Genomic DNA, 24,089 nt, shown 5'->3' with positions numbered 1-24,089 from the left:
TATGTCATCTAAATGGATCACTTCATTATTTAAAAGCGTGGTATTAACCGCCGCGCTTGCCTCACCGTTTGCAGCATCAGCGTTTACTGAAGGCACTGATTATATGGTTCTGGAAAAACCAATTCCCAACGCCGATAAGACGTTGATCAAAGTATTCAGTTACGCCTGCCCATTTTGCTACAAATATGATAAAGCCGTGACAGGGCCCGTGTCAGACAAAGTCGCCGATGTCGTTACTTTCACTCCGTTTCATCTGGAAACCAAAGGGGAATACGGTAAACAGGCCAGCGAAATCTTTGCCGTAATGATTGCCAGGGACATGGCTGCAGGTATTTCATTGTTTGACGCCAAATCACAGTTTAAAAAAGCCAAGTTCGCTTATTACGCCGCCTACCACGATAAGAAAGAGCGCTGGTCAGAGGGTAAAGATCCCGCCTCATTCATCAAAACAGGGTTGGATGCAGCGGGCATGAGCCAGGCTGATTTTGACGCGGCATTGAAGGATCCAGCCGTCCAGCAAACGCTGGAGAAATGGAAAGCAGCATATGATGTCGCCAAAATCCAGGGCGTTCCGGCTTACGTCGTCAATGGTAAATACCTGATCTACACCAAAAATATCAAATCTATTGATTCCATGGCTGAGCTTGTCAGAGAGCTCGCGAAAAAATAAACAGGGACCCGGCTATGGCTTTCATAAAAGGATCGTGGCGAGACTTATGTAATACACCGGTTGATACCCTGGTGAGATGGCAGGAACAGCGCTTTCTGTGGCTGTTGATGGCTTGCGCAATAGGTGGATTGATTATTCTGGCGCATTCGTTCTTCCAAATCTATCTCTACATGGCCCCCTGCGAACAATGTGTCTACATTCGCTTTGCCATGCTGGTGATGGTTTTTGGCGGATTGATTGCGGCAATCAACCCCAAAAATGTTGTTCTGAAGCTCATCGGTTGTATCGCGGCATTTTACGGCAGCATCCTGGGCATTAAGTTCTCCATCAAACTTAACGGCATTCATTATGCTGTACATAACCCGGACCCGGATTCGCTGTTTGGCGTACAGGGATGCTCCACCGATCCGACATTCCCTTTTAATTTGCCTCTGGCCAACTGGGCACCGGAGTGGTTTAAACCCACAGGAGATTGCGGCTATGACGCTCCCATTGTTCCCGACGGCGTGGCGCTCAGCAGTACGCAAAAGTGGTTTGTCGATCTGTACCAGCAGTCAGAAGGCTGGTATCTGATCCCGCCTTGGCATTTTATGAACATGGCGCAGGCCTGTTTGTTGGCCTTTAGTTTGTGCTTACTGTTGCTCGTCATTATGAGCGGCGCATGGGCATTACAGCGGGTGAGAACCAAATAATCGGAGCAAGAAACAAAAAAACCGAAGCCTGGAAGATGGCTTCGGTTTTTTATGCTTACCGCGACTAACGTGGTAATTTGCGATTAGCTGGCTTTGCGCTCATGCGCCTGACGATAAGCCACCAGGTCTTCGATAGTAACTACCGCCATATTATGCTTGCCGGCAAATTCGATACATTCTGGCGCACGCGCCATGGTGCCATCGTCATTGGTCAGTTCGCACAGCACGCCTGCCGGTTTAAACCCTGCCAGCGTCATCAGGTCGATGGTTGCTTCAGTGTGACCACCGCGGGTCAACACGCCACCTGCCTGAGCACGCAGCGGGAAAACGTGCCCCGGACGGTTAAGATCGGAAGGTTTAGCGCCATCCTGAATTGCCGCACGCACCGTAGTAACACGGTCCGCAGCGGAAACGCCGGTAGTCACGCCTTCTGCGGCTTCAATGGTCACGGTAAAACCGGTACCGTAAGCGCTGGTGTTATTTTCCACCATCATTGGCAGATCGAGCTGTTTGCGTCGGTCTTCAGTGATGCACAGGCATACAATACCGCTGCCGTGACGGATGGTCAGAGCCATCTGTTCAACAGTCATGGTTTCTGCCGGGAAAATCATATCGCCTTCGTTTTCACGATCTTCGTCGTCAAGCACCATCACACCGCGTCCTTCACGCAGCGCAGACAGCGCAAGTTCAACACGTTCGAAAGGCGTACCAAAAGAGGAAAGTAGCGTCTGATTCATGGTAAAAAAACCTCACTAAAATTATGGTTACCAGAATCAGGGCAGTCTTAGGAGTACCGTATAAGCGGCAAAAAAATAACGTGAGCGGGTCCATGCCCGACTGGATCGTTACTCTCTCCCATCCGGACTCTAACCGTCGGCCCCGGAATTACACCGGATCTGCTGACCTTTGAGTTTGCACCCAAAGCGCTCGCGGGCTTTCAACCTGAGTTGATTTACCGCCGGTGGGGAATTTCGCCCCGCCCTGAGAATAAGCGGGTTAACTATAACGCTATTGATTACCTTCATCAACGCCTTTGCTCGTCTTAGCTTCACACAATTCTGGTTTATGCCTGTGCCAGTTCGCACTACAATAGGCAACAACACGTACCAGTTCAGGGAAACCACAATGATTGACCCGAAAAAAATTGAGCAGATTGCTCGTCAGGTTCACGAGTCGATGCCGAAAGGGATCCGCGAGTTTGGCGAAGACGTCGAGAAGAAAATTCGTCAAACGCTGCAGTCACAGCTGACCCGTCTGGATCTGGTAAGCCGTGAAGAGTTTGATGTACAGACTCAGGTTTTGCTGCGTACCCGTGAAAAGCTGGCGCTGCTTGAGCAACGTCTGACTGAGCTGGAATCGCGTGAAAAAATGGCAGAAGTTAAGCCTGCTCCCGCGATCCCGTCAGTCGATCCGCAAGAGTAAAAACGACAACGGGCCGCAAGGCCCGTTTTTTCTGTTAGTGTTCCAGTTCTAGCTTCCTGGCCTCCGTCGCCTGCTGGCAGTACAGCGCATAGCGTTTGCAAAACCAGCTACGATGTTCTTCATCCATATTCCCAGTTATCGCCTGGATATCTACGGGATGGCCCTCAGCTTGCATCCTAGCAAAACTACGGGCCAGGAAATCGAAATTGTTCATTGAATACATATTGCTGTTCATGAGCATACCCTCCAGTTATTGAATATCTGTTAAGGCCATATGCTTTTTCTAATTTCAGTATTTCCCTGGATGCGAAGTTATTCTGTACATATTGTGCGCAAAACCACTGCGCTGGTTCACAGTTTCCCACGAAATCTAAGAGGGGTCGGATTTAAGGTCAGCGTGACGCACGCTTATTGTAACGTCATGTAAAAGTAAATCGGGGGGAGAAATCCCCTCTCCCCTTATTCCTTTACTCTGGGTTGAAGAAAACAGCAGCATCAATAGCAAGAAACGTATCGAATCCAAAAGTTCGATACGTTTCCAGCATTTGTTATTTATCGCTGTCTTTTTGGATCTTCTTGATGATATTGGTCGTTGAGCAGCCATCTTCAAAGTTCAGCACCAGCACTTCTCCGCCGTTCGCCCACACTTCTTTGCTGCCCGCAATATCTTCCGGCTTATAGTCGCCGCCTTTTACCAGCAGATCCGGCAGGATGCCGGCAATCAGACGCTGTGGTGTGTCTTCTTCAAAAGAGACCACCCAGTCGACGGCTTCCAGCGCGCCCAGCACGATCATGCGCTGTTCCAGCGGGTTGACCGGACGCGTTTCGCCTTTCAGACGTTTGGTCGAAGCATCGCTGTTTACCGCCACGATCAGACGATCGCCCAGCTTGCGCGCATTCGCCAGATAGGAAACGTGGCCCGCATGCAGGATGTCGAACACGCCGTTGGTCATCACCACTTTCTCACCGCGCTTGCGGGCGCTGGCTACGGCCTGTTTCAGCTCAGACTCGCTCATCACGCCAAAGCCAGTGTCAGCCCGACCGCGCACGGCGTTTTCCAGTTCAATCGGGGAAACGGTGGAAGTCCCCAGTTTACCGACGACAACACCCGCTGCGGCATTAGCAAAATAGCACGCCTCTTCCAGAGTGTTCCCCGCCGCCAGCGTCGCTGCCAGCACGCCGATCACCGTATCGCCCGCACCCGTCACGTCATACACTTCCTGCGCCTGCGTCGGCATATGCAGTGGCGATTTGCCCGGTTGCAGCAGCGTCATACCCTGTTCGGAACGCGTGATCAGCAGCGCGGAAAGGTCGAAATCTGCAATCACTTTCATGCCGCGCTCAACCAGTTCATCTTCGCTTTTGCACTTACCGGCCACCGCTTCAAATTCAGACAAATTCGGCGTCAGCAGCGTTGCGCCACGATAGCGTTCAAAATCGGTCCCTTTCGGATCGATAAGCACCGGCACCCCAGCCTTACGCGCCAGAGCAATCATCTGCTGCACGCTTGCCAGCGCGCCTTTGGCGTAATCGGAGAGCACCAAAGCGCCAATGGAGCCCAGAGCCTGGTTAATACGCTCATGCAGTGGCTGCGGATCCACGCCTTCAAAACCTTCTTCGAAATCCAGGCGAATCAGTTGCTGGTTGCGGGAAAGCACGCGCAGTTTGGTGATCGTCGGATGAGTTGGCACAGAAACGAAGTCACATTTTACGTTCACATCCGCCAGCGTTTTGCTCAGCGCACGCGCCGCGTCGTCAATCCCAGTCAGGCCAACCAGACGCGAATTCGCTCCCAGAGAGGCAATGTTCATCGCCACGTTTGCTGCGCCACCGGGACGTTCTTCAATGGTATCAACCTTCACCACCGGAACCGGCGCTTCAGGTGAAATACGGCTGGTAGGACCGTACCAGTAGCGATCTAGCATCACATCACCGACAACCATGACTCCTGCACGTTCAAACTCTGGCAGCGTTACTTTCATTCCTGTCTCCTGAGAGATTCTCTGAGGGTCTTAAAATTTGCGCGCGATAATAGCACACTTCACTCGGCAACCAGCCACTTCTGCCAGCTGTCACGCACCAGCGTACGTTCAGCGTCGAAGTGCTCCGGTGCCACATGGCCCGGAAGTTCCTGCAATGCAAGATGATGAAGTTCATCGCGCAGCGTCGTATAAGCACGGGTAAGCGCCAGCGCTTCCTGCTCATCCATAATGTCGTTTTGCGCCAGTAACTCCAGAATGCGCACGTTATCCGACCAGCGCGTCAGCTTCGGTTTTTCATGCGCATAGCGCAGCACCAGGTATTGCGTAATAAACTCAATGTCGGTGATGCCGCCTTCATCCGCTTTAATATCAAAACGATCGCGATGCTTATTGCCCAAATGGGCACGCATTTTCTCACGCATTTCGCGCACATCGGTCTGCAAGGTTTTCGCATCGCGGACGAGGGTCATGATATCGCGACGAATCGCATCAAACTGAGAGGTCAACCGTGGGTCGCCGTACACCACTCGAGCGCGCACCAGCGCTTGATGCTCCCACGTCCAGGCTTCGTTGCGCTGGTAATCAGCGAAAGCCTCGGTTGAGGTCACCAGCATTCCCGCCGCGCCGGACGGACGCAACCGCGCATCCACTTCATACAAAATACCGGATGAGGTGCGGGTGCTGAAAAGGTGCATAATGCGCTGCGACAGACGCAAATAGAACTGTCGCCCGTCAATCTCACGCTCACCATCCGTCATCACGTCCATAGGACAGTCATGCAGGAAGATCAAATCAAGATCCGAACTGTAGCCCAGCTCCCAGCCGCCCAGTTTGCCATACCCGACGACGGCAAAACCGCGCCCCTCGCGCCCGTCAAGATGAGTGGGTTGCCCGTAGCGAGCGACCATCTGCATCCACGCCTGCTGGACTACCGCATCAATAATAGCTTCCGCCAGCCAGGTTAAGTGGTCGCTCACCTTCATCACCGGCAGCGTACCAGCGATATCTGCCGCGGCAATGCGCAACAGCTGCGTTTGCTTAAACTGACGCAGCGCTTCCAACTGCTGCTCTTCGTCATCTTCCGGCACGCGCAGCAAATACTGGCGCAGTTCATCACGGTAGGCATCCGTCGCGGTGGGTTGATACAGGGTGTTCGGATCCAGCAGTTCATCGAGCAACAGCGGATACCGCGCCAGCTGGCTGGCGATCATCGGCGAAGCGGCACATAACGAAATCAGATGCTTAAGCGCTCCGGGGAATTCGCTCAGCAGCTCCAGATAGGTCGTACGGGTCACAATGCCTACCAGCAGCGGTGTGATGCGCGACAGTGGGACTGAGGCGTCGTCACGCGAACAGACATCGCTCAGCAGATGTGGCATTAAGTGATCCAGCACCTGGCGTCCGCGTGGGCCAATGGTGCGTTTATCCAGCTCTTTGCGAAAATCGGCGATCAGAGACAGCACGCGCCGGCGATCGTCATCCGCCAGATGCGTCAGCACCGGCGAGGTGTCATCTTCCTGTAATGCGTCCTGCCACAGTTCACGCCACTGTTCTGAGAGCGACTCTTCCTGGGTTTCTGCTTCGTCATCGCCAATCAACTCGTTAAACACCCGGCGCACGTTGTCCATATGACTGGCCAGCACATCGGTTAGCTGCTGCCAGTCATCGACGTTCATCCCCCACGCCAGCCGCGCGCGATTCAGTTCATCGCCAGGCAACGTCTGGGTCTGCTCATCATTGATACTTTGCAGCAGGTTCTCCAGACGACGTAAATAGAGATAGGCTGCGCGCAGTTGTTCCGCGTCGGTGTCTGACAGCAGGTGCAACGCATTGATGGCGCTGAGCGTGGGTAACAGCGAGCGGGATTGCAATGACGGCTCGCGCCCACCGCGAATAAGCTGGAATACCTGCACGATAAATTCGATTTCACGAATACCGCCCGCGCCCAACTTAATGTTGTCTTTCAGACCACGGCGGCGCACTTCGCGGGCAATCATTCCTTTCATGTTACGCAGAGACTGGATCACGCTGAAATCAATATAGCGGCGGAAAACAAAAGGCCGCAGCATAGCGCGAAGCTCACTGACGTAAGTACCGTCGGAATCGCCCATAATGCGGGCCTTGACCATCGCATAGCGTTCCCAGTCGCGCCCTTGTTCCTGGTAATAATCTTCCAGCGCGGAGAAGCTCAGCACCAGCGGGCCGCTGTCGCCAAACGGGCGTAAACGCATATCCACCCGATAGACAAATCCATCCATTGTGGGCTGGTCCAGCACTTTGATGAGCCGCTGGCCCATACGGGTAAAGAACTGCGCGTTATCCAGCTCGCGACGTCCACCCTGCGTACTGCCGTGCTCCGGCCAGGCAAAAATTAGATCGATATCAGAGGAAAAATTCAGTTCGCCGCCGCCCAGTTTCCCCATGCCTAAAATCAGCAGCGGTTGCGCAACACCTTGTGGATTACAGGGCGTACCCCATTCACGACAGCAGGCGGCGTATAACCAGTCACGCGCGGCGACGATCAACGTTTCAGCCAAATGGCTTAGCTGCTGCAAGATACTCTCTTCCGTCACCAGCGACAGCGTCTGCGCCCAGGCGATACGCACCATGATGCGACGGCGAAACAGGCGCAGCTCACGCATCAGCGTGTTTTCGTCGCTAACGTCGACCAATGCTTGCTGTAACCAATCAGCATAGTGTTGCCATTCATCCGCCCCGGGTGGCGTGCTCTCCAGTTCGACCAGCCATTCGGGATGGGCAATAATGCTATCGCGAAAAAAATCACTGAATGTAAGCACTGACTTCGCCTGAATGCTAAGCGAGGACTCAGATATTGCTGCTGGCAGCCGCGCAACAACGGTCGGCCAGTAATGCTGTAACGGTGAAGAGAGCTGCTTCATTTATGGATTATCCTTTGAATAGTACCGGGCAGCGGCATGTTGCCTTATCCAGCCTGCATGACGCTTCCGCCCATCGCGTAGGCCTGATAAGCGCAGCGCCATCAGGCATCCCGGCCTCACCCTGATTATCGTTTTCCGCTGTGCAGCCAGAACGGTTCTAAAGCAATCGCCTCGTTGCGGAAGTGTTCAATTTCAATGTATTGGTTGGCCGCAATGGCGTGACGTAAACCCTGCCAGGTGGCGATCCATTCCGATGCGACCTTTTCGTCGTAGTATCCCGCCAGCATCAGCATGCTATCAATATTGCGCGTCAGGCGCGGAAGTTGATCGGCGTACTGATCGCCCAGCGGCTGAGCAAAAGCTGTTTTCAGTTCAGCGGCATGGCGCGAGAGATGGGTATCTGAGAAACGCTTAAAGGAGTCGGCTATTTTACCCTGCGCCTTCGCATCAAGGAACGGCTGCCACCCTTTGGTCACCAGCCATTCGGTCAGCGCCAGCTTGGCCATCGCCGTTTGCGTGCTGTAAACCGCGGAAACGGCAGAAACGTCAGACGCAATGATCGCTTCCGACTGGGTCAGCAAATCACGTAAGTGAGCACTCGCTTTTCGCGGCACATTACCGCCAAACAGCATCAGAATGTGACGCACCAGGCCCATCGCAGCCAGCACCTCGGCTTTCGCCCCTTTGACGCCGCGCACCCACAGCTCTTCATGGTACTGCCACTGTGATAATGCCAGCTCCAGCGCCGCTTCCAACCCTTGCTCAATACTCGCTTTTGCCGGAACCTTCAAAATGCGCGTCGGTTTGAGTTCACGCGGTGCATTCCCCTGAGCCAGATGATAGCCGCGCGCCGCTTTACTCAGGCTGCCCTGGCGTAAACCGGTTTGCGATACCAGTTGGTTTGCCAGCTTCAATACCGCACGGGTATCGCCGCTTAACAGCTCCAGTTCAAGCTCACAGATAGGTTCAGCCAACTCGCCCGCTTTCACTTCCCCGAGATCGAGGGCCATTTCAATGCGGCTACCGTCGATATCAAGGTGCCATTTCTCACGGTAAAAATCGGTGCTGAAGAGCGGCTGTACCTGAGAGGCAAGTTCAGCGGGCAGTTCGCCATCAGGCCAGACTTCCGTTGGAAACAGGGTGAGATCCAACTCTGGCGCGTTTAGCGCAACGTTAAACTCCGGCCGCTGATGCAGGCCGCCCGTCACTCGTCCGGCAATTTTCATGGTCATTTCGTAATGACCGTTCTCACCGCGAATACGCAGCCCCATATCGTGACCACGCAGCCACGCATCGGGCGTTTCGTAGTAGATATTCAGCAACTGGCTGGGCGCATGATGCTCTCCCCCCAGCGTATTCAGACGTTCACGTAGCGCATCTACAGCGTCACTATTGACGATAAATTTTAATTCGATTTCCTGGGCCATGGTCTTGTACTTATGGGTTATGTCACAGTTGAGAAAACTGACTGCGAACTAAGCTCGTTCTTTATGGTCAGTAGATAGTATTTTGCGCCAAATTGCCATGCAACGAGCAATTTGACGGGCGTAAAAGTTTCGAGTGGTGGCAAAAAGGACACAGATGATTCCGATTGATGTCGAATGCTTTGCGTAGAGACACTGATGCCACTACTATCGTTCCACTTTCTATGACAATAACGACAGCCTGATGCCAAAATTACGCCTGATTGGATTAACTTTACTCGCACTTAGCGCCACTGCAGTCTCTCATGCCGAAGAAAAGCGCTATGTTTCTGACGAACTGAACACCTGGGTCCGCAGCGGTCCGGGAGATAATTATCGCCTCGTGGGTACGGTTAACGCCGGCGAGGAAGTCACGCTATTACAGACCGATGCCAACACCAACTACGCCCAGGTGAAAGACAGCACCGGACGTACCGCCTGGATCCCACTGAAAGAGCTGAACAGTACGCCGAGCCTGCGTACCCGCGTTCCCGATCTGGAAAACCAGGTTAAGACCTTGACCGATAAGCTCAATAATATCGACACCACGTGGAATCAGCGCACCGCCGATATGCAGCAAAAAGTGTCGCAAAGCGACAGCGTAATCGACGGGCTGAAACAAGAAAACCAGAAGCTGAGGAACGAGCTTATCGTGGCGCAAAAGAAGGTCAGCGCAGCCAACCTTCAGCTTGATGACAAACAGCGCACCATCATCATGCAGTGGTTTATGTACGGTGGCGGCGTGCTGGGTCTTGGTTTGCTGCTCGGCCTGGTTCTGCCACACATGATCCCCAGCCGTAAACGCAAAGATCGCTGGATGAACTGAATCGCCTTCTCCGCCACACTGACATATGATTAAGGGATCATAATTTCAAAAGGAAAGTGGCGTGAAGATTTATCTGGTCGGTGGTGCTGTTCGGGATGCGTTATTAGGGCTACCGATTAAAGATAAAGATTGGGTTGTTGTCGGCGCCACGCCGCAAGAGATGCTTGACGCGGGCTACCAGCAGGTAGGCCGAGATTTTCCCGTGTTTCTGCATCCGCAAACCCGGGAAGAGTATGCGTTGGCGCGTACCGAACGCAAATCAGGCTCGGGGTATACCGGATTCACCTGCTACGCCGCGCCGGATGTGACGCTGGAGGCCGATCTTCAGCGTCGCGATCTGACCATCAACGCAATGGCCCGCGATGACGACGGCGAGATTATCGATCCGTATAACGGACGCGACGATCTGGAAAACCGTCTGCTACGCCATGTGTCCCCCGCCTTTAGCGAAGATCCATTGCGCGTGCTGCGCGTGGCGCGCTTTGCTGCCCGCTATGCGCACCTCGGTTTTCGTATCGCTGAAGAAACCATGACGCTGATGCGCGATATGAACGCCGCAGGGGAACTGGAGCACCTGACGCCAGAGCGAGTGTGGAAAGAAACAGAAGGTGCTTTAACCACCCGTAACCCACAGGTTTTTTTTCAGGTCCTGCGCGACTGCGGCGCACTGCATGTCCTGTTTCCGGAAGTAGATGCCCTGTTTGGCGTTCCCGCGCCCGCGCAATGGCACCCGGAAATTGATACCGGTATTCACACGCTGATGACGCTGTCGATGGCGGCCATGTTAAGTCCGGAGGTCGACGTGCGTTTCGCCACGCTGTGCCACGATCTTGGCAAGGCATTGACGCCAAAAGCGCTGTGGCCACGCCACCACGGTCACGGTCCGGCTGGCGTGAAGCTGGTCGAGCAACTGTGCCAACGCCTGCGCGTGCCGAATGACATCCGTGATTTAGCCAAACTGGTAGCCGAGTTCCACGACCTCATTCATACCTTCCCGATCCTGCAGCCGAAAACCATCGTTAAGCTGTTTGATTCCATCGATGCCTGGCGCAAACCGCAGCGCGTGGAGCAAATCGCCCTGACCAGCGAGGCCGACGTGCGTGGGCGAACCGGTTTTGAAGCGGCGGATTATCCGCAAGGCAGGCTGTTGCGTGAAGCCTGGCAGGTTGCGCAGGCGGTACCAACGAAAGACGTCGTTGAGGCGGGATTCAAAGGTCAGGCTATTCGCGAGGAACTGACCCGGCGTCGTATCGCGGCGGTAGCCGACTGGAAAGAACAACGTTGCCCGAAAGCGTAGACAGTGCATTGCCGGATAAGCGTTAACGCCGCTATCCGGCAAGCTAGTAAAATCAGAAGAACACGACGTAAACGGCAGCCGCCACAATAAAGCGGTAAATCGCAAACGGAATAAACGAGATGCGCTTAATCAGCTGTAGGAAGGTTTTGATCGCCACCAACGCCACGATAAACGCCGTCACGAAACCAACTGCAAACATCGGAATATCTGATGCGCTGAGGAACGTCCAGCTTTTGTAGAGATCCAGCGCCGTTGCGCCCATCATCATCGGCACGGCCAGCAGGAAGGAGAATTCGGAGGCCGCGTAACGGCTTACTCCCATCAGCATACCGCCAGAAATCGTCGCCCCGGAACGAGAAAAACCCGGCCACAGCGCCAGACACTGGAAACAGCCAATCATAAACGCCTGGCGATAAGTCATATCATCCAGACCCGGCGCACGCGGCTCTTTCGGCTTCAGGCATTCTGCGGCAATCAGCAGCACGCCCCCTACCACCAGCGCATACATCACGTTGATCGGGTTAAACAGCGATTTGATGATGTCGTGGAAAATCAGTCCCAGTACGACGGCAGGAACCATCCCCAACAGGATATGGCCCAGCGTCAGCCGACCTTTGCCAGTGCCTTCATGTGGGACCTTACCGAAGTGAATGCCAATCAGGCCAAACAGGCGTCGCCAGAACATCACCACGACCGCCAGGATAGAGCCCAACTGGATTACCACCTCAAATGTTTTTGCGGTGTCACCCTCAAAACCCAACAAGTGGCCAACAATAATCATATGGCCGGTACTGGAAACGGGTAAAAACTCCGTCAATCCTTCGACCACACCCAAAATTGCCGCCACCAGCAGCGAGTGCATATCACTCATTAATGAACCTCTAGATAGAGAAACCACGGCGAAAACGAGCCGACATAAAGACCCTTTTATACCCGTTTGGTTTAGATATTATTAAGTTAATTATTTTCTTTCAGATTATTGCCACGCTCAATGATAACCCCGACGTTCGCCGCACGGGCAACCGCGCCAGGTTTACTGAGTTTGATCCGCACCCATGGAGAATTAAAACGGCTCAGCAGCAGATCCGCCACTTCTTCCGCCACGCGTTCGACCAGCGCAAAGCGCCCGCCTTCCACATGATTAACAACCGTTTGAGCAATATCAGCATAGCTCAGGCAATCAGCCACATCATCGCTTTTAGCCGATTTACGGTTGTCCCACGCCATTTCGATATCGAACACCAACTGTTGTTCGATCGTTTGTTCCCAGTCGTAAACACCAATAGTGGTGATTACAGAAAGTTGCTCTATAAATACAATATCCATCACGACCTGCCTGCTTTTTGGCTAACCCGGATACCACTTCCGGCGAAATATGCGTATTATCCACAGAAGTAGCGTTTTACACGACATTTTCAAAACGGAACAGCTTATGAGTGCAATCGCGCCTGGAATGATTATCTTCGCGTACCTCTGTGGCTCAATTTCCAGTGCTATTCTGGTATGCCGCCTTGCTGGATTACCGGACCCGCGTGACAGCGGATCTGGGAATCCGGGCGCGACAAACGTATTGCGCATCGGTGGCAAAGGAGCCGCCGTCGCGGTGCTAATTTTCGACGTCCTGAAAGGTATGTTACCCGTCTGGGGTGCCTATGTGCTAGGCATTAGCCCCTTCTGGCTGGGATTGATCGCGATCGCCGCCTGTCTGGGTCACATTTGGCCGGTCTTCTTCGGCTTTAAAGGTGGGAAAGGCGTTGCCACCGCCTTTGGCGCAATTGCGCCGATTGGTTGGGACTTAACCGGCGTGATGGCCGGAACCTGGCTGCTGACCGTCTTATTAAGCGGCTATTCATCATTAGGCGCTATCGTCAGCGCGCTGATCGCCCCCTTTTACGTCTGGTGGTTCAATCCCCAGTTCACTTTCCCGGTGTCCATGCTGTCGTGCTTAATTCTGTTACGCCACCATGACAACATTCAGCGTCTGTGGCGTCGTCAGGAGCCAAAGATCTGGACCAAGCTGAAGAAAAAACGCGAAAGAGACCCAGAGTGATTTTAATGTCGGATAGCGACGCAACAGCGTCTTATCCGGCGTGGGGAATGTGATACCCCTCTACCGGTTTGCCTAATCGGTTCTGGCACCACGTCGCCAGAAACTCCACGCACACCCGAAGCTTCACGCTGCGATACAGCGGCTCCTGATAAACCGCCCAGATATTGGCGCTTTGCGCATAGTCCGGCAGCACGCGCACCAGTTCACCGCTTGCCAGAAACGGCTGCAGGTCCCATTCGGAACGCAGCATAATCCCTTTTCCCTGTAGCGCCCACTGCAACACAATCTCGCCGCTGTTAGAGGAAAGATGTCCCGCCACCTTGACCGACTTTTTCTCCTGGCCGTTATCCAGCTCCCACACCCCGTGGGTCATATCGCGTTCTTTAGTGACCAGGCAATCATGACGACTTAATTCCTGCAGCGTTGTCGGCTCACCGTATTTTTGTAAATACGTCGGCGCTGCACATAATATTCTTCTATTTTTCGTTAACAAATGCGCAATATAATAATCCGGAATCTCGTCATTAATACGAATATCCAAATCGATATTATCCTGCGCCAAATCAATTTGCCGATCATAAAGTTCAAAATGCACCTGTAATTCAGGATAGCTATGCATCAGTTCGGTAATAGCCGGTGCAATATAACTGCGCCCAAAGCCAAAGCTACAGCCGATACGAATCATCCCTGCCGGGCGCGTTTTGAGTTGCGTGACGTCATCGACCAGATGCTGATAGCCCGCAAGAATAGCCTGCGCATGTTCATAACAACGTTGACCACTCTCCGTGAGTATCACGCCGCGCGCGGAGCGGCTTAGCAGCGTCGTCCCCAGCGTGGACTCAAGGATCTGAATGCGTTTCGTCACAAACGCGGGTGTTTGGCCCAGCGCCGCGGCGGCGGCACTGAAGCTGCCGCTATGAACAATTTCAACCAGGACCTGCAGGTCTTTCGCGAGGGGATACGTGTTCAGCATGATAGGTATATCCGTAAAGTTGTTAACCGCAGTGTAATTCCCTCATGCGTATTAAACCCTGCCTTTGCGCAATTTTTATTGCTTATCTGAACATCATTCACGATCTGTTAATTGGATATTCACAGTGGCAAATAATATAAACCCACATTTTTAGTGGTAGTTTGTGGCGGAGAATTTATTTCCAGATAAATAAAAGAACTGGAGTTAACAAGATGAGCAATCAAAATAACCAAAATGCGATAACTACGCTGACAAACATTGTCGCCGATTTTACCGCCATGATTTCTACCCGCATGCCTGACGACGTCGTAGATAAATTAACACAGCTGCGTGAAGGCGAAACTTCGCCGATGGGTAAAATCATCTACCACACCATGTTTGACAACATGCAGAAAGCTATCGACCTGAACCGTCCGGCCTGTCAGGACACCGGCGAGATTATGTTCTTTGTGAAGGTCGGCTCCCGTTTTCCGCTGCTGGGCGAACTGCAAAGCATCCTGAAACAGGCCGTTGAAGACGCCACGGTAAAAGCGCCGCTGCGCCATAACGCGGTCGAGATTTTTGACGAAGTGAATACCGGCAAAAATACCGGTACCGGTGTGCCGTGGGTCACCTGGGACATCATCCCTGATAACGACGACGCGGAAATCGAAGTCTACATGGCAGGCGGCGGTTGTACGCTGCCGGGACGTTCAAAAGTGTTAATGCCTTCTGAAGGCTACGAGGGCGTGGTGAAATTTGTCTTCGAAAATATCTCCACGTTGGCAGTCAACGCTTGCCCGCCGGTGCTGGTGGGCGTAGGTATTGCCACCTCCGTGGAAACCGCCGCCGTCCTTTCTCGTAAAGCGGTGCTACGTCCTATCGGATCACGTCATCCGAATCCAAAAGCGGCCGAACTGGAACTGCGTCTTGAAGAAGGGCTGAACCGTCTGGGCATTGGCCCGCAAGGGTTGACCGGGAATAGCTCGGTGATGGGCGTGCATATCGAATCCGCCGCACGCCATCCGTCGACTATCGGCGTTGCCGTTTCTACCGGCTGCTGGGCACACCGTCGCGGCACGCTGTTGGTTCATGCTGACCTCTCCTTCGAAAACCTGTCTCACACCCGGAGCGCGTTATGAAAAAGATCCTCACAACCCCGATCAAAGCCGAAGATCTGGCCGACATTCGCGTTGGCGATGTCATCTACCTGACCGGTACGCTGGTGACCTGTCGTGACGTGTGTCACCGCCGCCTGATCGAACTGAAGCGCCCGATTCCTTATGACCTGAACGGCAAAGCCATTTTCCACGCGGGGCCCATCGTACGTAAGAACGGTGAAAAATGGGAGATGGTCTCCGTTGGCCCAACCACCAGCATGCGTATGGAAGCGTTTGAGAAAGACTTTATCGAGCAGACGGGCGTCAAACTGGTGGTCGGCAAGGGCGGCATGGGACCGCTAACGGAAGCAGGCTGCAAACAGTTTAAAGCGCTGCACGTAATCTTCCCGGCAGGTTGTGCGGTCGTGGCGGCAACCCAGGTTGAAGAGATCGAAGAGGTACACTGGACCGAACTTGGCATGCCGGAATCCCTGTGGGTATGTCGGGTGAAAGAGTTCGGCCCGCTGATCGTTTCCATCGATACCCACGGCAATAACCTGATCGCCGAAAACAAAAAGCTGTTCGCTGAACGTCGCGATCCTATCGTCGATGAAATCTGCGAGCACGTGCACTACATCAAATAACCCTCCCGGAGAGGCGCTGCGCCTCTCCCTTTTCGTAGGGATACAACAATGGCACCTTTAGCTGGTTGGTGGCGATACCTGGCTCCGCTGGTGGTCATCGCCATTATTGCTGTACTGCCCGTCCCCAACGGTCTTGAGAACCACACCTGGCTCTATTTTGCCGTCTTTACCGGTGTGATTGTGGGCCTTATTCTGGAACCTGTACCGGGCGCGGTGGTAGCGATGATTGGCATTTCGATCATCGCCGTCCTTTCACCGTGGCTGCTGTTCAGCCCGGAGCAACTCGCGCAGGACGGTTTTAAATTTACCGCCAAATCGCTGTCATGGGCGGTATCAGGTTTTTCAAACTCGGTAATCTGGCTTATCTTCGCGGCCTTTATGTTTGGTACCGGCTATGAGAAAACCGGGCTCGGTCGACGTATCGCGCTGATGCTGGTGAAAAAGATGGGGCACCGGACGCTATTTCTTGGCTATGCGGTGATGTTCTCTGAACTTATCCTCGCTCCCGTCACGCCATCCAACTCCGCGCGCGGGGCCGGAATAATCTACCCGATTATCCGCAACCTGCCGCCGCTGTATAACTCGCAGCCCAATAGCGCCAGTTCTCGCTCCATTGGCTCGTACATTATGTGGATGGGCATTGTCGCCGACTGCGTCACCAGCGCCATTTTCTTAACGGCGATGGCGCCGAACCTGCTGTTAATCGGCCTGATGAAAGGCGCGTCCCACACGGCGCTGAGCTGGGGCGACTGGTTCTTAGGCATGCTGCCGCTGAGTATTTTACTGGTGCTGATTGTGCCCTGGCTGGCGTACGTGTTGTATCCACCGGTGCTGAAATCCGGCGATCAGGTTCCGCGCTGGGCGGATACAGAGCTAAAAGCAATGGGACCGCTCTGCGCACGCGAGAAAAAGATGTTGGTGCTGATGGTCGGCGCACTGGTGCTGTGGATCTTCGGCGGCGATTACATTGACGCTGCGATGGTCGGATACAGCGTAGTGGCGTTGATGCTGGTACTGCGCATCATTAGCTGGGATGACATCGTCAGTAATAAAGCCGCGTGGAACGTCTTTTTCTGGCTGGCCTCGCTGATAACGCTGGCGACCGGGCTCAATAACACCGGTTTTATTACCTGGTTCGGCAAGCTGCTGGCAAACGGGTTGAGCGGCTATTCGCCGATGATGGTGATGGTGGCGCTCATTGTGGTGTTCTATTTGCTGCGCTACTTCTTTGCCAGCGCCACGGCGTATACCTCCGCCCTAGCACCGATGATGATTGCCGCCGCGCTGGCGATGCCGGAAATCCCACTCCCGGTCTTCTGCCTGATGGTCGGCGCAGCCATTGGTCTCGGCAGCATTCTGACTCCGTATGCCACCGGTCCTAGCCCTATCTACTACGGCAGCGGCTATTTGCCGACGGTGGATTACTGGCGACTCGGTGCTATTTTTGGCCTGATTTTCCTTGTGCTACTAGTGATTACCGGTCTGGTCTGGATGCCCCTCGTTTTACTGTAAAACCCCATTGGGGCGGCATATTGTCGCCCCTTCATCCATAAGCTTCTCATATGATCGATTTCCCGATGTGCTGAGGCATACTTTTTTGTATGCAAACACCCTCATGCTGATAAGGGAAACGCTCTGGACACGGTTGCGCACGAGACACTCACACGGGGCTGGCAGGCCGAACTGGATCTGCATTTCACCCGCACTGGGCACAACACGGTGCTCGCCTCGGCGCGTCATCATGGTCCATTGACGGTTCAGCGCCCGTTTTACCCGGAAGAGGACGTCTGCCACCTCTATTTGCTTCATCCACCCGCGGGGATCGTCGGCGGGGATGAACTACACATTGCCGTAACTCTCAACGAAAACAGCCATGCGTTAATCACCCAGCCCGGCGCGGGAAAGTTTTATCGCAGCGGTGGGCCGCAGGCGTTGCTGCGCCAACATTTCACGCTCGCGCCGCACGCCACGCTGGAGTGGCTCCCCCAGGATACGATCCTCTTTCCTGGCGCCAACGCCACTATCCAGTCCGTCTTTCACATCGCGTCGGAGAGCCGACTGCTGGCCTGGGATCTGCTGTGCCTTGGGCGACCGGTTATGCAGGAGTCCTTCAGCCACGGCACGCTGCAAAACCGTCTGGAAGTGTGGCGAAATGGGCAGCCGCTGCTGATAGAGCGCTTGCAGTTGCAGAAGGGGGAGCTGAGCGGCGTCGCGCACCATCCCTGGGTCGGCACGTTGCTGTGTTATCCGGCCACTGAAAACATGCTGGAAGGCACGCGCGAGCGGCTGACGCCGCTTGGCGATTACGCCGGGGCAACGCTTAACGACTCACTGCTGACGATCCGCTTTCTTGCCGACGACAACCTGATTGTTCAGCGCGTTATGCGTGACATCTGGCAATTTCTGCGCCCGCTTTTGACACACAAACCGCCCGTACTACCGCGAATCTGGCAAACCTAAGAGACCCCGTATGGAACTGACCCCCAGAGAAAAAGACAAGCTGTTGCTGTTTACCGCCGCGCTGGTGGCAGAACGTCGCCTGGCCCGCGGGCTGAAGCTGAACTATCCGGAATCGGTGGCGCTAATTAGCGCTTTCATCATGGAAGGGGCACGCGATGGTCAAACCGTGGCCTCGCTGATGGAAGACGGGCGTCACGTCCTGCGCCGCGATCAGGTGATGGAAGGCGTTCCGGAGATGATCCCAGATATTCAGGTTGAAGCGACGTTTCCGGACGGATCAAAGCTGGTCACCGTCCACAACCCGATCGTTTAAGGAGCGGCAATGATCCCTGGTGAATATCAGATAGCCAAAGGCAATATCGCGCTCAATCAGGGGCGAGAAACCTGTACGATCGTGGTGGAAAATCATGGCGACAGACCCATCCAGGTGGGCTCGCACTATCACTTTTCCGAGGTGAACCCGGCGCTGCGCTTTGACAGGCGTGCTGCACGCGGCTTTCGTCTAAACATTCCTGCGGGTACGGCGGTACGTTTTGAGCCGGGACAAAAACGCGAAGTCGAACTGGTGCGCGTCGCTGGCGCACAAAGGATCGTGGGTTTTCGCAGCGAAGTGATGGGCGCACTGGAGGCAAATGATGAGTGAAATTTCACGGCAGGCGTACGCCGACATGTTTGGCCCAACCACCGGCGATAAGGTACGTCTGGCTGATACCGACCTGTGGATTGAGGTGGAAAAAGACTTCACCACCTACGGCGAAGAGGTCAAATTCGGCGGCGGGAAAGTGATCCGCGACGGCATGGGTCAGGGACAAATGCGCGCGCAAGCGTGTGTGGATCTGGTGATAACCAACGCCCTGATCGTCGATCACTGGGGGATCGTGAAAGCGGATATCGGCATCAAGGACGCCAGGATCTTCGCCATCGGCAAAGCGGGTAATCCCGATATTCAGCCCGACGTCACGATCCCGATAGGCGTGGGAACTGAAGTCATCGCCGGGGAAGGCAAGATCGTCACCGCGGGCGGCGTGGATACGCATATTCACTGGATCTGCCCACAGCAGGCACAGGAGGCGCTGGTTTCCGGCGTAACGACGATGATCGGCGGCGGCACCGGCCCGGCAGCAGGAACTAACGCCACCACCTGCACGCCGGGTCCGTGGTACATCGCGCGCATGCTGCAGGCGGCAGACGCCTTGCCGGTTAACATCGGTTTGCTGGGTAAAGGCAACGGCTCAAACCCTGACGCCCTGCGCGAGCAAATCACCGCGGGCGCCATTGGCCTGAAAATCCATGAAGATTGGGGCGCTACGCCAGCCGCCATCAACTGTTCCCTGGAAGTGGCAGAGGAGATGGATATCCAGGTGGCGCTGCACAGCGATACGCTCAATGAGTCCGGTTTCGTTGAAGATACGCTGGCGGCGATTGGCGATCGCACCATTCATACTTTCCACACCGAAGGCGCGGGCGGCGGCCATGCGCCGGATATCATCACCGCCTGCGCGCATCCAAATATTCTGCCCTCCTCCACTAACCCGACGCTGCCCTATACCGTCAACACCATCGACGAGCATCTCGACATGCTGATGGTTTGCCACCACCTCGATCCGGATATCGCCGAAGACGTGGCCTTTGCCGAATCACGCATTCGCCGGGAAACGATCGCTGCCGAAGATGTGCTGCATGACATTGGCGCGTTTTCCCTGACCTCGTCCGATTCACAGGCGATGGGGCGCGTGGGCGAAGTGATCCTGCGCACCTGGCAGGTGTCGCACCGCATGAAGGTTCAGCGTGGTCCGCTGGCAGAAGAAACAGGCGACAACGACAACCAGCGCGTTAAACGCTACGTCGCCAAATACACGATCAACCCGGCGCTAACCCACGGCATCGCCCACGAAGTTGGCTCCGTTGAGCCTGGCAAACTGGCCGATCTGGTGCTGTGGTCCCCAGCCTTTTTTGGCGTAAAACCAGCGACGATCGTAAAGGGCGGGATGATCGCCTGTGCGCCGATGGGCGATATCAACGCCTCGATCCCCACCCCGCAGCCGGTGCATTACCGCATGATGTTCGGCGCACTTGGCGCGGCGCGGCATCGTACTCGGCTGACCTTTATTTCGCAGGCCGCTAACGCGCAAAACATCCCGCAGCAGCTCAATTTGCAAAGCGCCATCGCCGTCGTCAAAGGCTGTCGGACGGTGAAAAAGGCCGACATGATCCACAACGGCCTGCAACCCAATATTACCGTCGATGCTCAGACTTATGAGGTGCGCATTGATGGCGAACTAATCACCAGCGAACCGGCAGACGTTTTGCCGATGGCGCAACGCTATTTCCTGTTTTGAGGAGTGACGATGATCTACCTGACCCAACGCCTTGACCACGCCCACCGCGTCACCGCAAGCGTCACGCTACCCATTGATATTCGAGTAAAAAGCCGTGCCAGAGTGACGTTGAACGACGGTCGCGAAGCCGGGCTAATGCTTCCGCGCGGTTTGCTGTTACGCAGTGGTGACCTGCTGACCACCGAAGATGGCAGCGAGGTGATCGAAGTGATCGCCGCGCCGGAGTCAGTTTCCGTGGTGCGCTGCGCCGATCCTTTCCTGCTCGCCAAAGCCTGTTATCACCTCGGCAATCGCCACGTTCCGCTGCAAATTCTGCCGGATGAGTTGCGCTACCATCACGATCATGTGCTGGACGCCATGTTGCGCCAGTTCAGCCTGGAGGTGACGTTTGCTCAACTACCGTTTGAACCGGAAGCAGGCGCTTATGCCAGTGAATCACACGGGCATCATCACGCCCATGCGCACTGATGCATAACATCCAACAGCTGCGTCTGATGCAGCTCGCCAGCAGCGCTCTCCCGGTGGGGTCGTTTACCTGGTCCCAGGGTCTGGAGTGGGCGGTTGAAATCGGCTGGGTGAAAAGCGCCGATGACTTCTCTGACTGGCAAATCCAGCAGATGGAGCAGAACTTCTTTACCGTCGACCTACCGCTACTGGCGAGACTGTATCGCGCCTGCGAGCAGGACGATCTCGCTGCAGCACGCCGCTGGATCGCTTACCTGTTGGCCTGTCGGGAAACCCGCGAACTACGGGATGAAGAACGCAGTCGGGGCGCGGCGTTTACGCGGCTGGTCACCGACTGGGAAGCAGATTGCTCGCGGGAGTGGCGCGCGCTCTTTGTCGACAGCCAACTCTGCGGTATGGCCTGGCTGGGCGTGCGCTGGAAAATCCCCCTGACGGAGCTGGCATTAAGCCTCGGCTACAGCTGGATTGAGAGCGCAGTGATGGCTGGCGTCAAACTGGTCCCTTTTGGGCAGCAGGCGGCCCAGCGTTTGATCATTGCGCTCTGCAATCGGTATGCGCAAGGTCTGGCACAGGCGCTGGCGTGTCCTGACGCCAGCCTCGGCTCAGCAACGCCGTTGGCGGCCATCGCATCTGCCCGGCATGAAACCCAATATTCCCGATTATTCCGCTCCTGAGGAGAAAAAATGAGTAACAACAAGCATCCCCTGCGCGTGGGCGTTGGCGGCCCGGTTGGCTCCGGCAAAACGGCGCTGCTGGAAGCGTTATGCAAATCCATGCGCAGCAGCTATCAACTGGCGGTGGTGACCAACGATATCTATACCAAAGAAGATCAGCGCATTCTCACCGAGGCTGGCGCACTGGAGCCAGACAGGATCGTCGGCGTGGAAACCGGCGGTTGCCCGCATACCGCTATCCGTGAAGATGCGTCGATGAATCTGGCCGCCGTAGAGGCGCTGAGCGAGAAATTCGGCAATCTGGATCTGATTTTTGTGGAAAGCGGCGGCGATAACCTGAGCGCCACCTTCAGCCCGGAATTAGCGGATCTGACGATCTATGTGATCGACGTTGCCGAAGGTGAGAAGATCCCGCGTAAGGGTGGCCCGGGGATCACCAAATCTGATTTTCTGGTGATCAATAAAACCGATCTGGCCCCTTACGTGGGCGCCTCGCTGGAGGTGATGGAGCGCGATACCCTACGCATGCGCGGCGAGCGTCCGTGGACGTTTAGTAATTTAAAATCCGGAGAAGGTCTGGAAAAAATTATCGCGTTTCTGGAAGAGAAAGGGATGCTGCGGGAGTAGAGTATTGCCCGGTGGCGCTACGCTTACCGGGCCTACAATATTATGTGCTTATGCCGCCGGTAATTCCGCCAGCGGCCAGCGAGGACGCACGGTCACGCCAAGATCCGCCGTTGCACCCGCTTTAAAACGCACCATGCCCGCGTAGGCGATCATCGCCCCGTTATCGGTGCAAAATTCCGGACGCGCGTAAAACACTTCGCCACGACGCTTTTGCATCATCTCGGCCAGTTTTGCACGCAGCGTACGGTTAGCGCTCACGCCCCCCGCCATCACCAGACGTTTAAAACCGGTTTGATCCAGCGCGCGTTTACACTTGATCATCAGCGTATCAACCACAGCATCTTCAAACGCACGGGCGATATCTGCACGCGTCTGATCGTCATTTTCGTTATTACGAATGGTATTCGCGGCGAAAGTTTTCAGGCCGGAGAAGCTGAAATCCAGACCCGGACGGTCGGTCATCGGGCGCGGGAAGACAAAGCGTTTTTCAACGCCTTGCGATGCAAGCTTTGACAGCATTGGGCCGCCAGGATAATCCAGCCCCAGCAGCTTGGCCGTTTTATCGAACGCTTCACCAGCGGCATCATCTATCGATTCACCCAGCAATTCATACTGCCCAATACCGGTGACGCTGATCAGTTGCGTGTGACCGCCGGAAACCAGCAGCGCAACGAACGGGAAAGCAGGGGGATTATCTTCCAGCATCGGTGCCAGCAGATGCCCTTCCATATGGTGTACAGGAATTGCCGGTACGCCCCAGGCGAACGCCAGCGAACGTCCTACGGTTGCGCCGACCAGCAGCGCGCCAACCAGACCAGGACCTGCGGTATACGCCACCGCATCAATCTCTTTTGCCGTCAGTCCCGCTTCTTTCAGCGCGGCCTGGATCAGCGGTACGGTTTTACGTACGTGATCGCGCGAGGCCAGTTCTGGCACTACGCCGCCGTAGTCAGCGTGTAATTTCACCTGACTATACAATTGGTTGGCTAAAAGACCTTTTTCATCGTCGTAAATGGCGATGCCGGTTTCATCGCAGGATGTTTCAATACCCAGTACACGCATGACTTGTTTTACCTCGCTCTATTACCGCGCAGTGTAGGACCAATGCGGGTTGATGTAAAACTTTGTTCGCCCCAGGAGTTCCGCTCGTGTATACTCCTTATCCTTATAAAAGTCCCTTTCAAAATCGCGTCGGTGCTTTACAAAGCAGCAGCAATTGCAGTAAAATTCCGCACCATTTTGAAATAAGCTGGCGTTGATGCCAGCGGCAAACCGAATTTATAAAGGTGAGAGTTACATGCCGGTAATTAAAGTACGTGAAAACGAGCCGTTCGACGTAGCACTGCGTCGCTTCAAGCGTTCATGCGAAAAAGCAGGTGTTCTGGCGGAAGTTCGTCGTCGTGAGTTCTATGAAAAACCGACTACTGAACGTAAGCGCGCTAAAGCTTCTGCTGTGAAACGTCACGCGAAGAAACTGGCTCGCGAAAACGCACGCCGTACTCGTCTGTACTAATCCATTGAGAGCC

Annotated in this window: 26 protein-coding genes and 1 riboswitch; of the genes, 17 read left to right on the top strand and 9 right to left on the bottom strand. The window is 54.8% G+C overall.

Features of this window, described 5'->3' with window-relative positions:
- The first annotated feature begins 1 nt into the window (after position 1).
- Positions 2-670 (top strand): thiol:disulfide interchange protein DsbA/DsbL, encoded by a 669-nt coding sequence (locus tag HV237_RS03590; RefSeq protein ID WP_019077701.1) that lies wholly within the window; start codon positions 2-4, stop codon positions 668-670.
- 14 nt (positions 671-684) lie between these two features.
- Positions 685-1,362, top strand: coding sequence for a protein-disulfide oxidoreductase DsbI (gene dsbI, locus HV237_RS03585; protein ID WP_047358650.1), 678 nt, complete (start codon positions 685-687; stop codon positions 1,360-1,362).
- Between the two features lie 83 nt (positions 1,363-1,445).
- On the opposite strand, the gene ribB is transcribed toward dsbI, so the two are convergent.
- Positions 1,446-2,099, bottom strand: coding sequence for a 3,4-dihydroxy-2-butanone-4-phosphate synthase (gene ribB, locus HV237_RS03580; protein ID WP_016154529.1), 654 nt, complete (start codon positions 2,097-2,099; stop codon positions 1,446-1,448).
- 106 nt (positions 2,100-2,205) lie between these two features.
- Positions 2,206-2,355: riboswitch (FMN riboswitch) on the bottom strand.
- A gap of 132 nt (positions 2,356-2,487) precedes the next feature.
- On the opposite strand from ribB, the gene ubiK reads away from it, so the two are divergent.
- Complete coding sequence (gene ubiK / locus HV237_RS03575) at positions 2,488-2,784, top strand: ubiquinone biosynthesis accessory factor UbiK (RefSeq protein ID WP_047358651.1); 297 nt, start codon at positions 2,488-2,490, stop codon at positions 2,782-2,784.
- Between the two features lie 34 nt (positions 2,785-2,818).
- Here ubiK and glgS read toward each other — a convergent pair whose 3' ends face one another.
- The 4 genes from glgS to HV237_RS03555 form a co-directional block, all read right to left on the bottom strand.
- Complete coding sequence (gene glgS / locus HV237_RS03570; RefSeq protein WP_019077704.1) at positions 2,819-3,025, bottom strand: cell surface composition regulator GlgS; 207 nt, start codon at positions 3,023-3,025, stop codon at positions 2,819-2,821.
- A gap of 307 nt (positions 3,026-3,332) precedes the next feature.
- On the bottom strand, positions 3,333-4,766 hold the full coding sequence (gene hldE / locus HV237_RS03565; RefSeq protein WP_016154530.1) for a bifunctional D-glycero-beta-D-manno-heptose-7-phosphate kinase/D-glycero-beta-D-manno-heptose 1-phosphate adenylyltransferase HldE: 1,434 nt from the start codon (positions 4,764-4,766) through the stop codon (positions 3,333-3,335).
- Positions 4,767-4,825: 59 nt separating this feature from the next.
- Positions 4,826-7,666 (bottom strand): bifunctional [glutamate--ammonia ligase]-adenylyl-L-tyrosine phosphorylase/[glutamate--ammonia-ligase] adenylyltransferase, encoded by a 2,841-nt coding sequence (gene glnE, locus HV237_RS03560; RefSeq protein ID WP_047358652.1) that lies wholly within the window; start codon positions 7,664-7,666, stop codon positions 4,826-4,828.
- Between the two features lie 125 nt (positions 7,667-7,791).
- Entirely contained in the window at positions 7,792-9,093 is a 1,302-nt protein-coding gene (locus tag HV237_RS03555) for an inorganic triphosphatase (protein ID WP_047358653.1), read from the bottom strand.
- A 241-nt stretch (positions 9,094-9,334) separates the two neighbouring features.
- On the opposite strand from HV237_RS03555, the gene HV237_RS03550 reads away from it, so the two are divergent.
- Both HV237_RS03550 and HV237_RS03545 read left to right on the top strand, forming a co-directional pair.
- A complete protein-coding gene (locus HV237_RS03550; protein WP_016154533.1) occupies positions 9,335-9,955 on the top strand; it encodes a TIGR04211 family SH3 domain-containing protein in 621 nt (206 codons plus the stop codon).
- A gap of 61 nt (positions 9,956-10,016) precedes the next feature.
- Entirely contained in the window at positions 10,017-11,252 is a 1,236-nt protein-coding gene (locus tag HV237_RS03545; RefSeq protein WP_047358654.1) for a multifunctional CCA addition/repair protein, read from the top strand.
- Positions 11,253-11,304: 52 nt separating this feature from the next.
- On the opposite strand, the gene bacA is transcribed toward HV237_RS03545, so the two are convergent.
- Entirely contained in the window at positions 11,305-12,123 is an 819-nt protein-coding gene (gene bacA / locus HV237_RS03540; RefSeq protein ID WP_016154535.1) for an undecaprenyl-diphosphate phosphatase, read from the bottom strand.
- An 86-nt stretch (positions 12,124-12,209) separates the two neighbouring features.
- A complete protein-coding gene (gene folB, locus HV237_RS03535; protein WP_003828442.1) occupies positions 12,210-12,578 on the bottom strand; it encodes a bifunctional dihydroneopterin aldolase/7,8-dihydroneopterin epimerase in 369 nt (122 codons plus the stop codon).
- Positions 12,579-12,684: 106 nt separating this feature from the next.
- Between folB and plsY the strand changes: the two genes are divergently transcribed.
- The gene (gene plsY, locus HV237_RS03530) at positions 12,685-13,302 is read left to right on the top strand and encodes a glycerol-3-phosphate 1-O-acyltransferase PlsY (protein ID WP_047358671.1); all 618 of its coding nucleotides are present in this window, start codon (positions 12,685-12,687) and stop codon (positions 13,300-13,302) included.
- Positions 13,303-13,333: 31 nt separating this feature from the next.
- On the opposite strand, the gene HV237_RS03525 is transcribed toward plsY, so the two are convergent.
- Entirely contained in the window at positions 13,334-14,275 is a 942-nt protein-coding gene (locus HV237_RS03525; protein ID WP_047358655.1) for a LysR family transcriptional regulator, read from the bottom strand.
- A 212-nt stretch (positions 14,276-14,487) separates the two neighbouring features.
- Here HV237_RS03525 and ttdA point away from each other — a divergent pair, with 212 nt between their 5' ends.
- The 10 genes from ttdA (at position 14,488) to ureG (ending at position 22,563) form a co-directional block, all read left to right on the top strand.
- A complete protein-coding gene (gene ttdA, locus HV237_RS03520) occupies positions 14,488-15,396 on the top strand; it encodes a L(+)-tartrate dehydratase subunit alpha (RefSeq protein WP_047358656.1) in 909 nt (302 codons plus the stop codon).
- A complete protein-coding gene (gene ttdB, locus HV237_RS03515; RefSeq protein WP_016154539.1) occupies positions 15,393-15,998 on the top strand; it encodes a L(+)-tartrate dehydratase subunit beta in 606 nt (201 codons plus the stop codon). Before ttdA ends, ttdB begins: the two co-directional genes overlap by 4 nt.
- 48 nt (positions 15,999-16,046) lie before the next feature.
- Positions 16,047-17,510, top strand: coding sequence for an anion permease (locus HV237_RS03510; protein ID WP_046276256.1), 1,464 nt, complete (start codon positions 16,047-16,049; stop codon positions 17,508-17,510).
- 123 nt (positions 17,511-17,633) lie between these two features.
- Positions 17,634-18,458, top strand: a complete 825-nt coding sequence (locus tag HV237_RS03505) for an urease accessory protein UreD (protein WP_200011998.1) — start codon at positions 17,634-17,636, stop codon at positions 18,456-18,458.
- A 10-nt stretch (positions 18,459-18,468) separates the two neighbouring features.
- Positions 18,469-18,771, top strand: coding sequence for an urease subunit gamma (locus HV237_RS03500; RefSeq protein WP_016154542.1), 303 nt, complete (start codon positions 18,469-18,471; stop codon positions 18,769-18,771).
- A gap of 9 nt (positions 18,772-18,780) precedes the next feature.
- Positions 18,781-19,101 carry an urease subunit beta gene (locus HV237_RS03495; protein WP_016154543.1) on the top strand — a complete coding sequence of 107 codons (321 nt, stop codon included), beginning with the start codon at positions 18,781-18,783 and terminating at the stop codon, positions 19,099-19,101.
- A complete protein-coding gene (ureC, locus tag HV237_RS03490; protein WP_047358658.1) occupies positions 19,094-20,797 on the top strand; it encodes an urease subunit alpha in 1,704 nt (567 codons plus the stop codon). Before HV237_RS03495 ends, ureC begins: the two co-directional genes overlap by 8 nt.
- Before the next feature lie 9 nt (positions 20,798-20,806).
- Positions 20,807-21,265 carry an urease accessory protein UreE gene (gene ureE / locus HV237_RS03485; protein ID WP_016157501.1) on the top strand — a complete coding sequence of 153 codons (459 nt, stop codon included), beginning with the start codon at positions 20,807-20,809 and terminating at the stop codon, positions 21,263-21,265.
- Entirely contained in the window at positions 21,265-21,936 is a 672-nt protein-coding gene (locus tag HV237_RS03480; protein ID WP_047358659.1) for an urease accessory protein UreF, read from the top strand. Before ureE ends, HV237_RS03480 begins: the two co-directional genes overlap by 1 nt.
- Positions 21,937-21,945: 9 nt before the next feature.
- Complete coding sequence (gene ureG, locus HV237_RS03475) at positions 21,946-22,563, top strand: urease accessory protein UreG (protein WP_016154547.1); 618 nt, start codon at positions 21,946-21,948, stop codon at positions 22,561-22,563.
- Between the two features lie 48 nt (positions 22,564-22,611).
- Here ureG and tsaD read toward each other — a convergent pair whose 3' ends face one another.
- The gene (tsaD, locus tag HV237_RS03470; protein ID WP_003024694.1) at positions 22,612-23,625 is read right to left on the bottom strand and encodes a tRNA (adenosine(37)-N6)-threonylcarbamoyltransferase complex transferase subunit TsaD; all 1,014 of its coding nucleotides are present in this window, start codon (positions 23,623-23,625) and stop codon (positions 22,612-22,614) included.
- Between the two features lie 235 nt (positions 23,626-23,860).
- Here tsaD and rpsU point away from each other — a divergent pair, with 235 nt between their 5' ends.
- Positions 23,861-24,076, top strand: coding sequence for a 30S ribosomal protein S21 (gene rpsU / locus HV237_RS03465; protein ID WP_001144069.1), 216 nt, complete (start codon positions 23,861-23,863; stop codon positions 24,074-24,076).
- Positions 24,077-24,089: the final 13 nt, after the last annotated feature.

It is taken from the genome of Citrobacter sp. RHBSTW-00570, assembly GCF_013739755.1.
GTDB lineage: Bacteria > Pseudomonadota > Gammaproteobacteria > Enterobacterales > Enterobacteriaceae > Citrobacter > Citrobacter braakii.
Note: the sequence above shows the minus strand (reverse complement) of the source record. Positions and strands in the feature narration are given on the sequence as shown.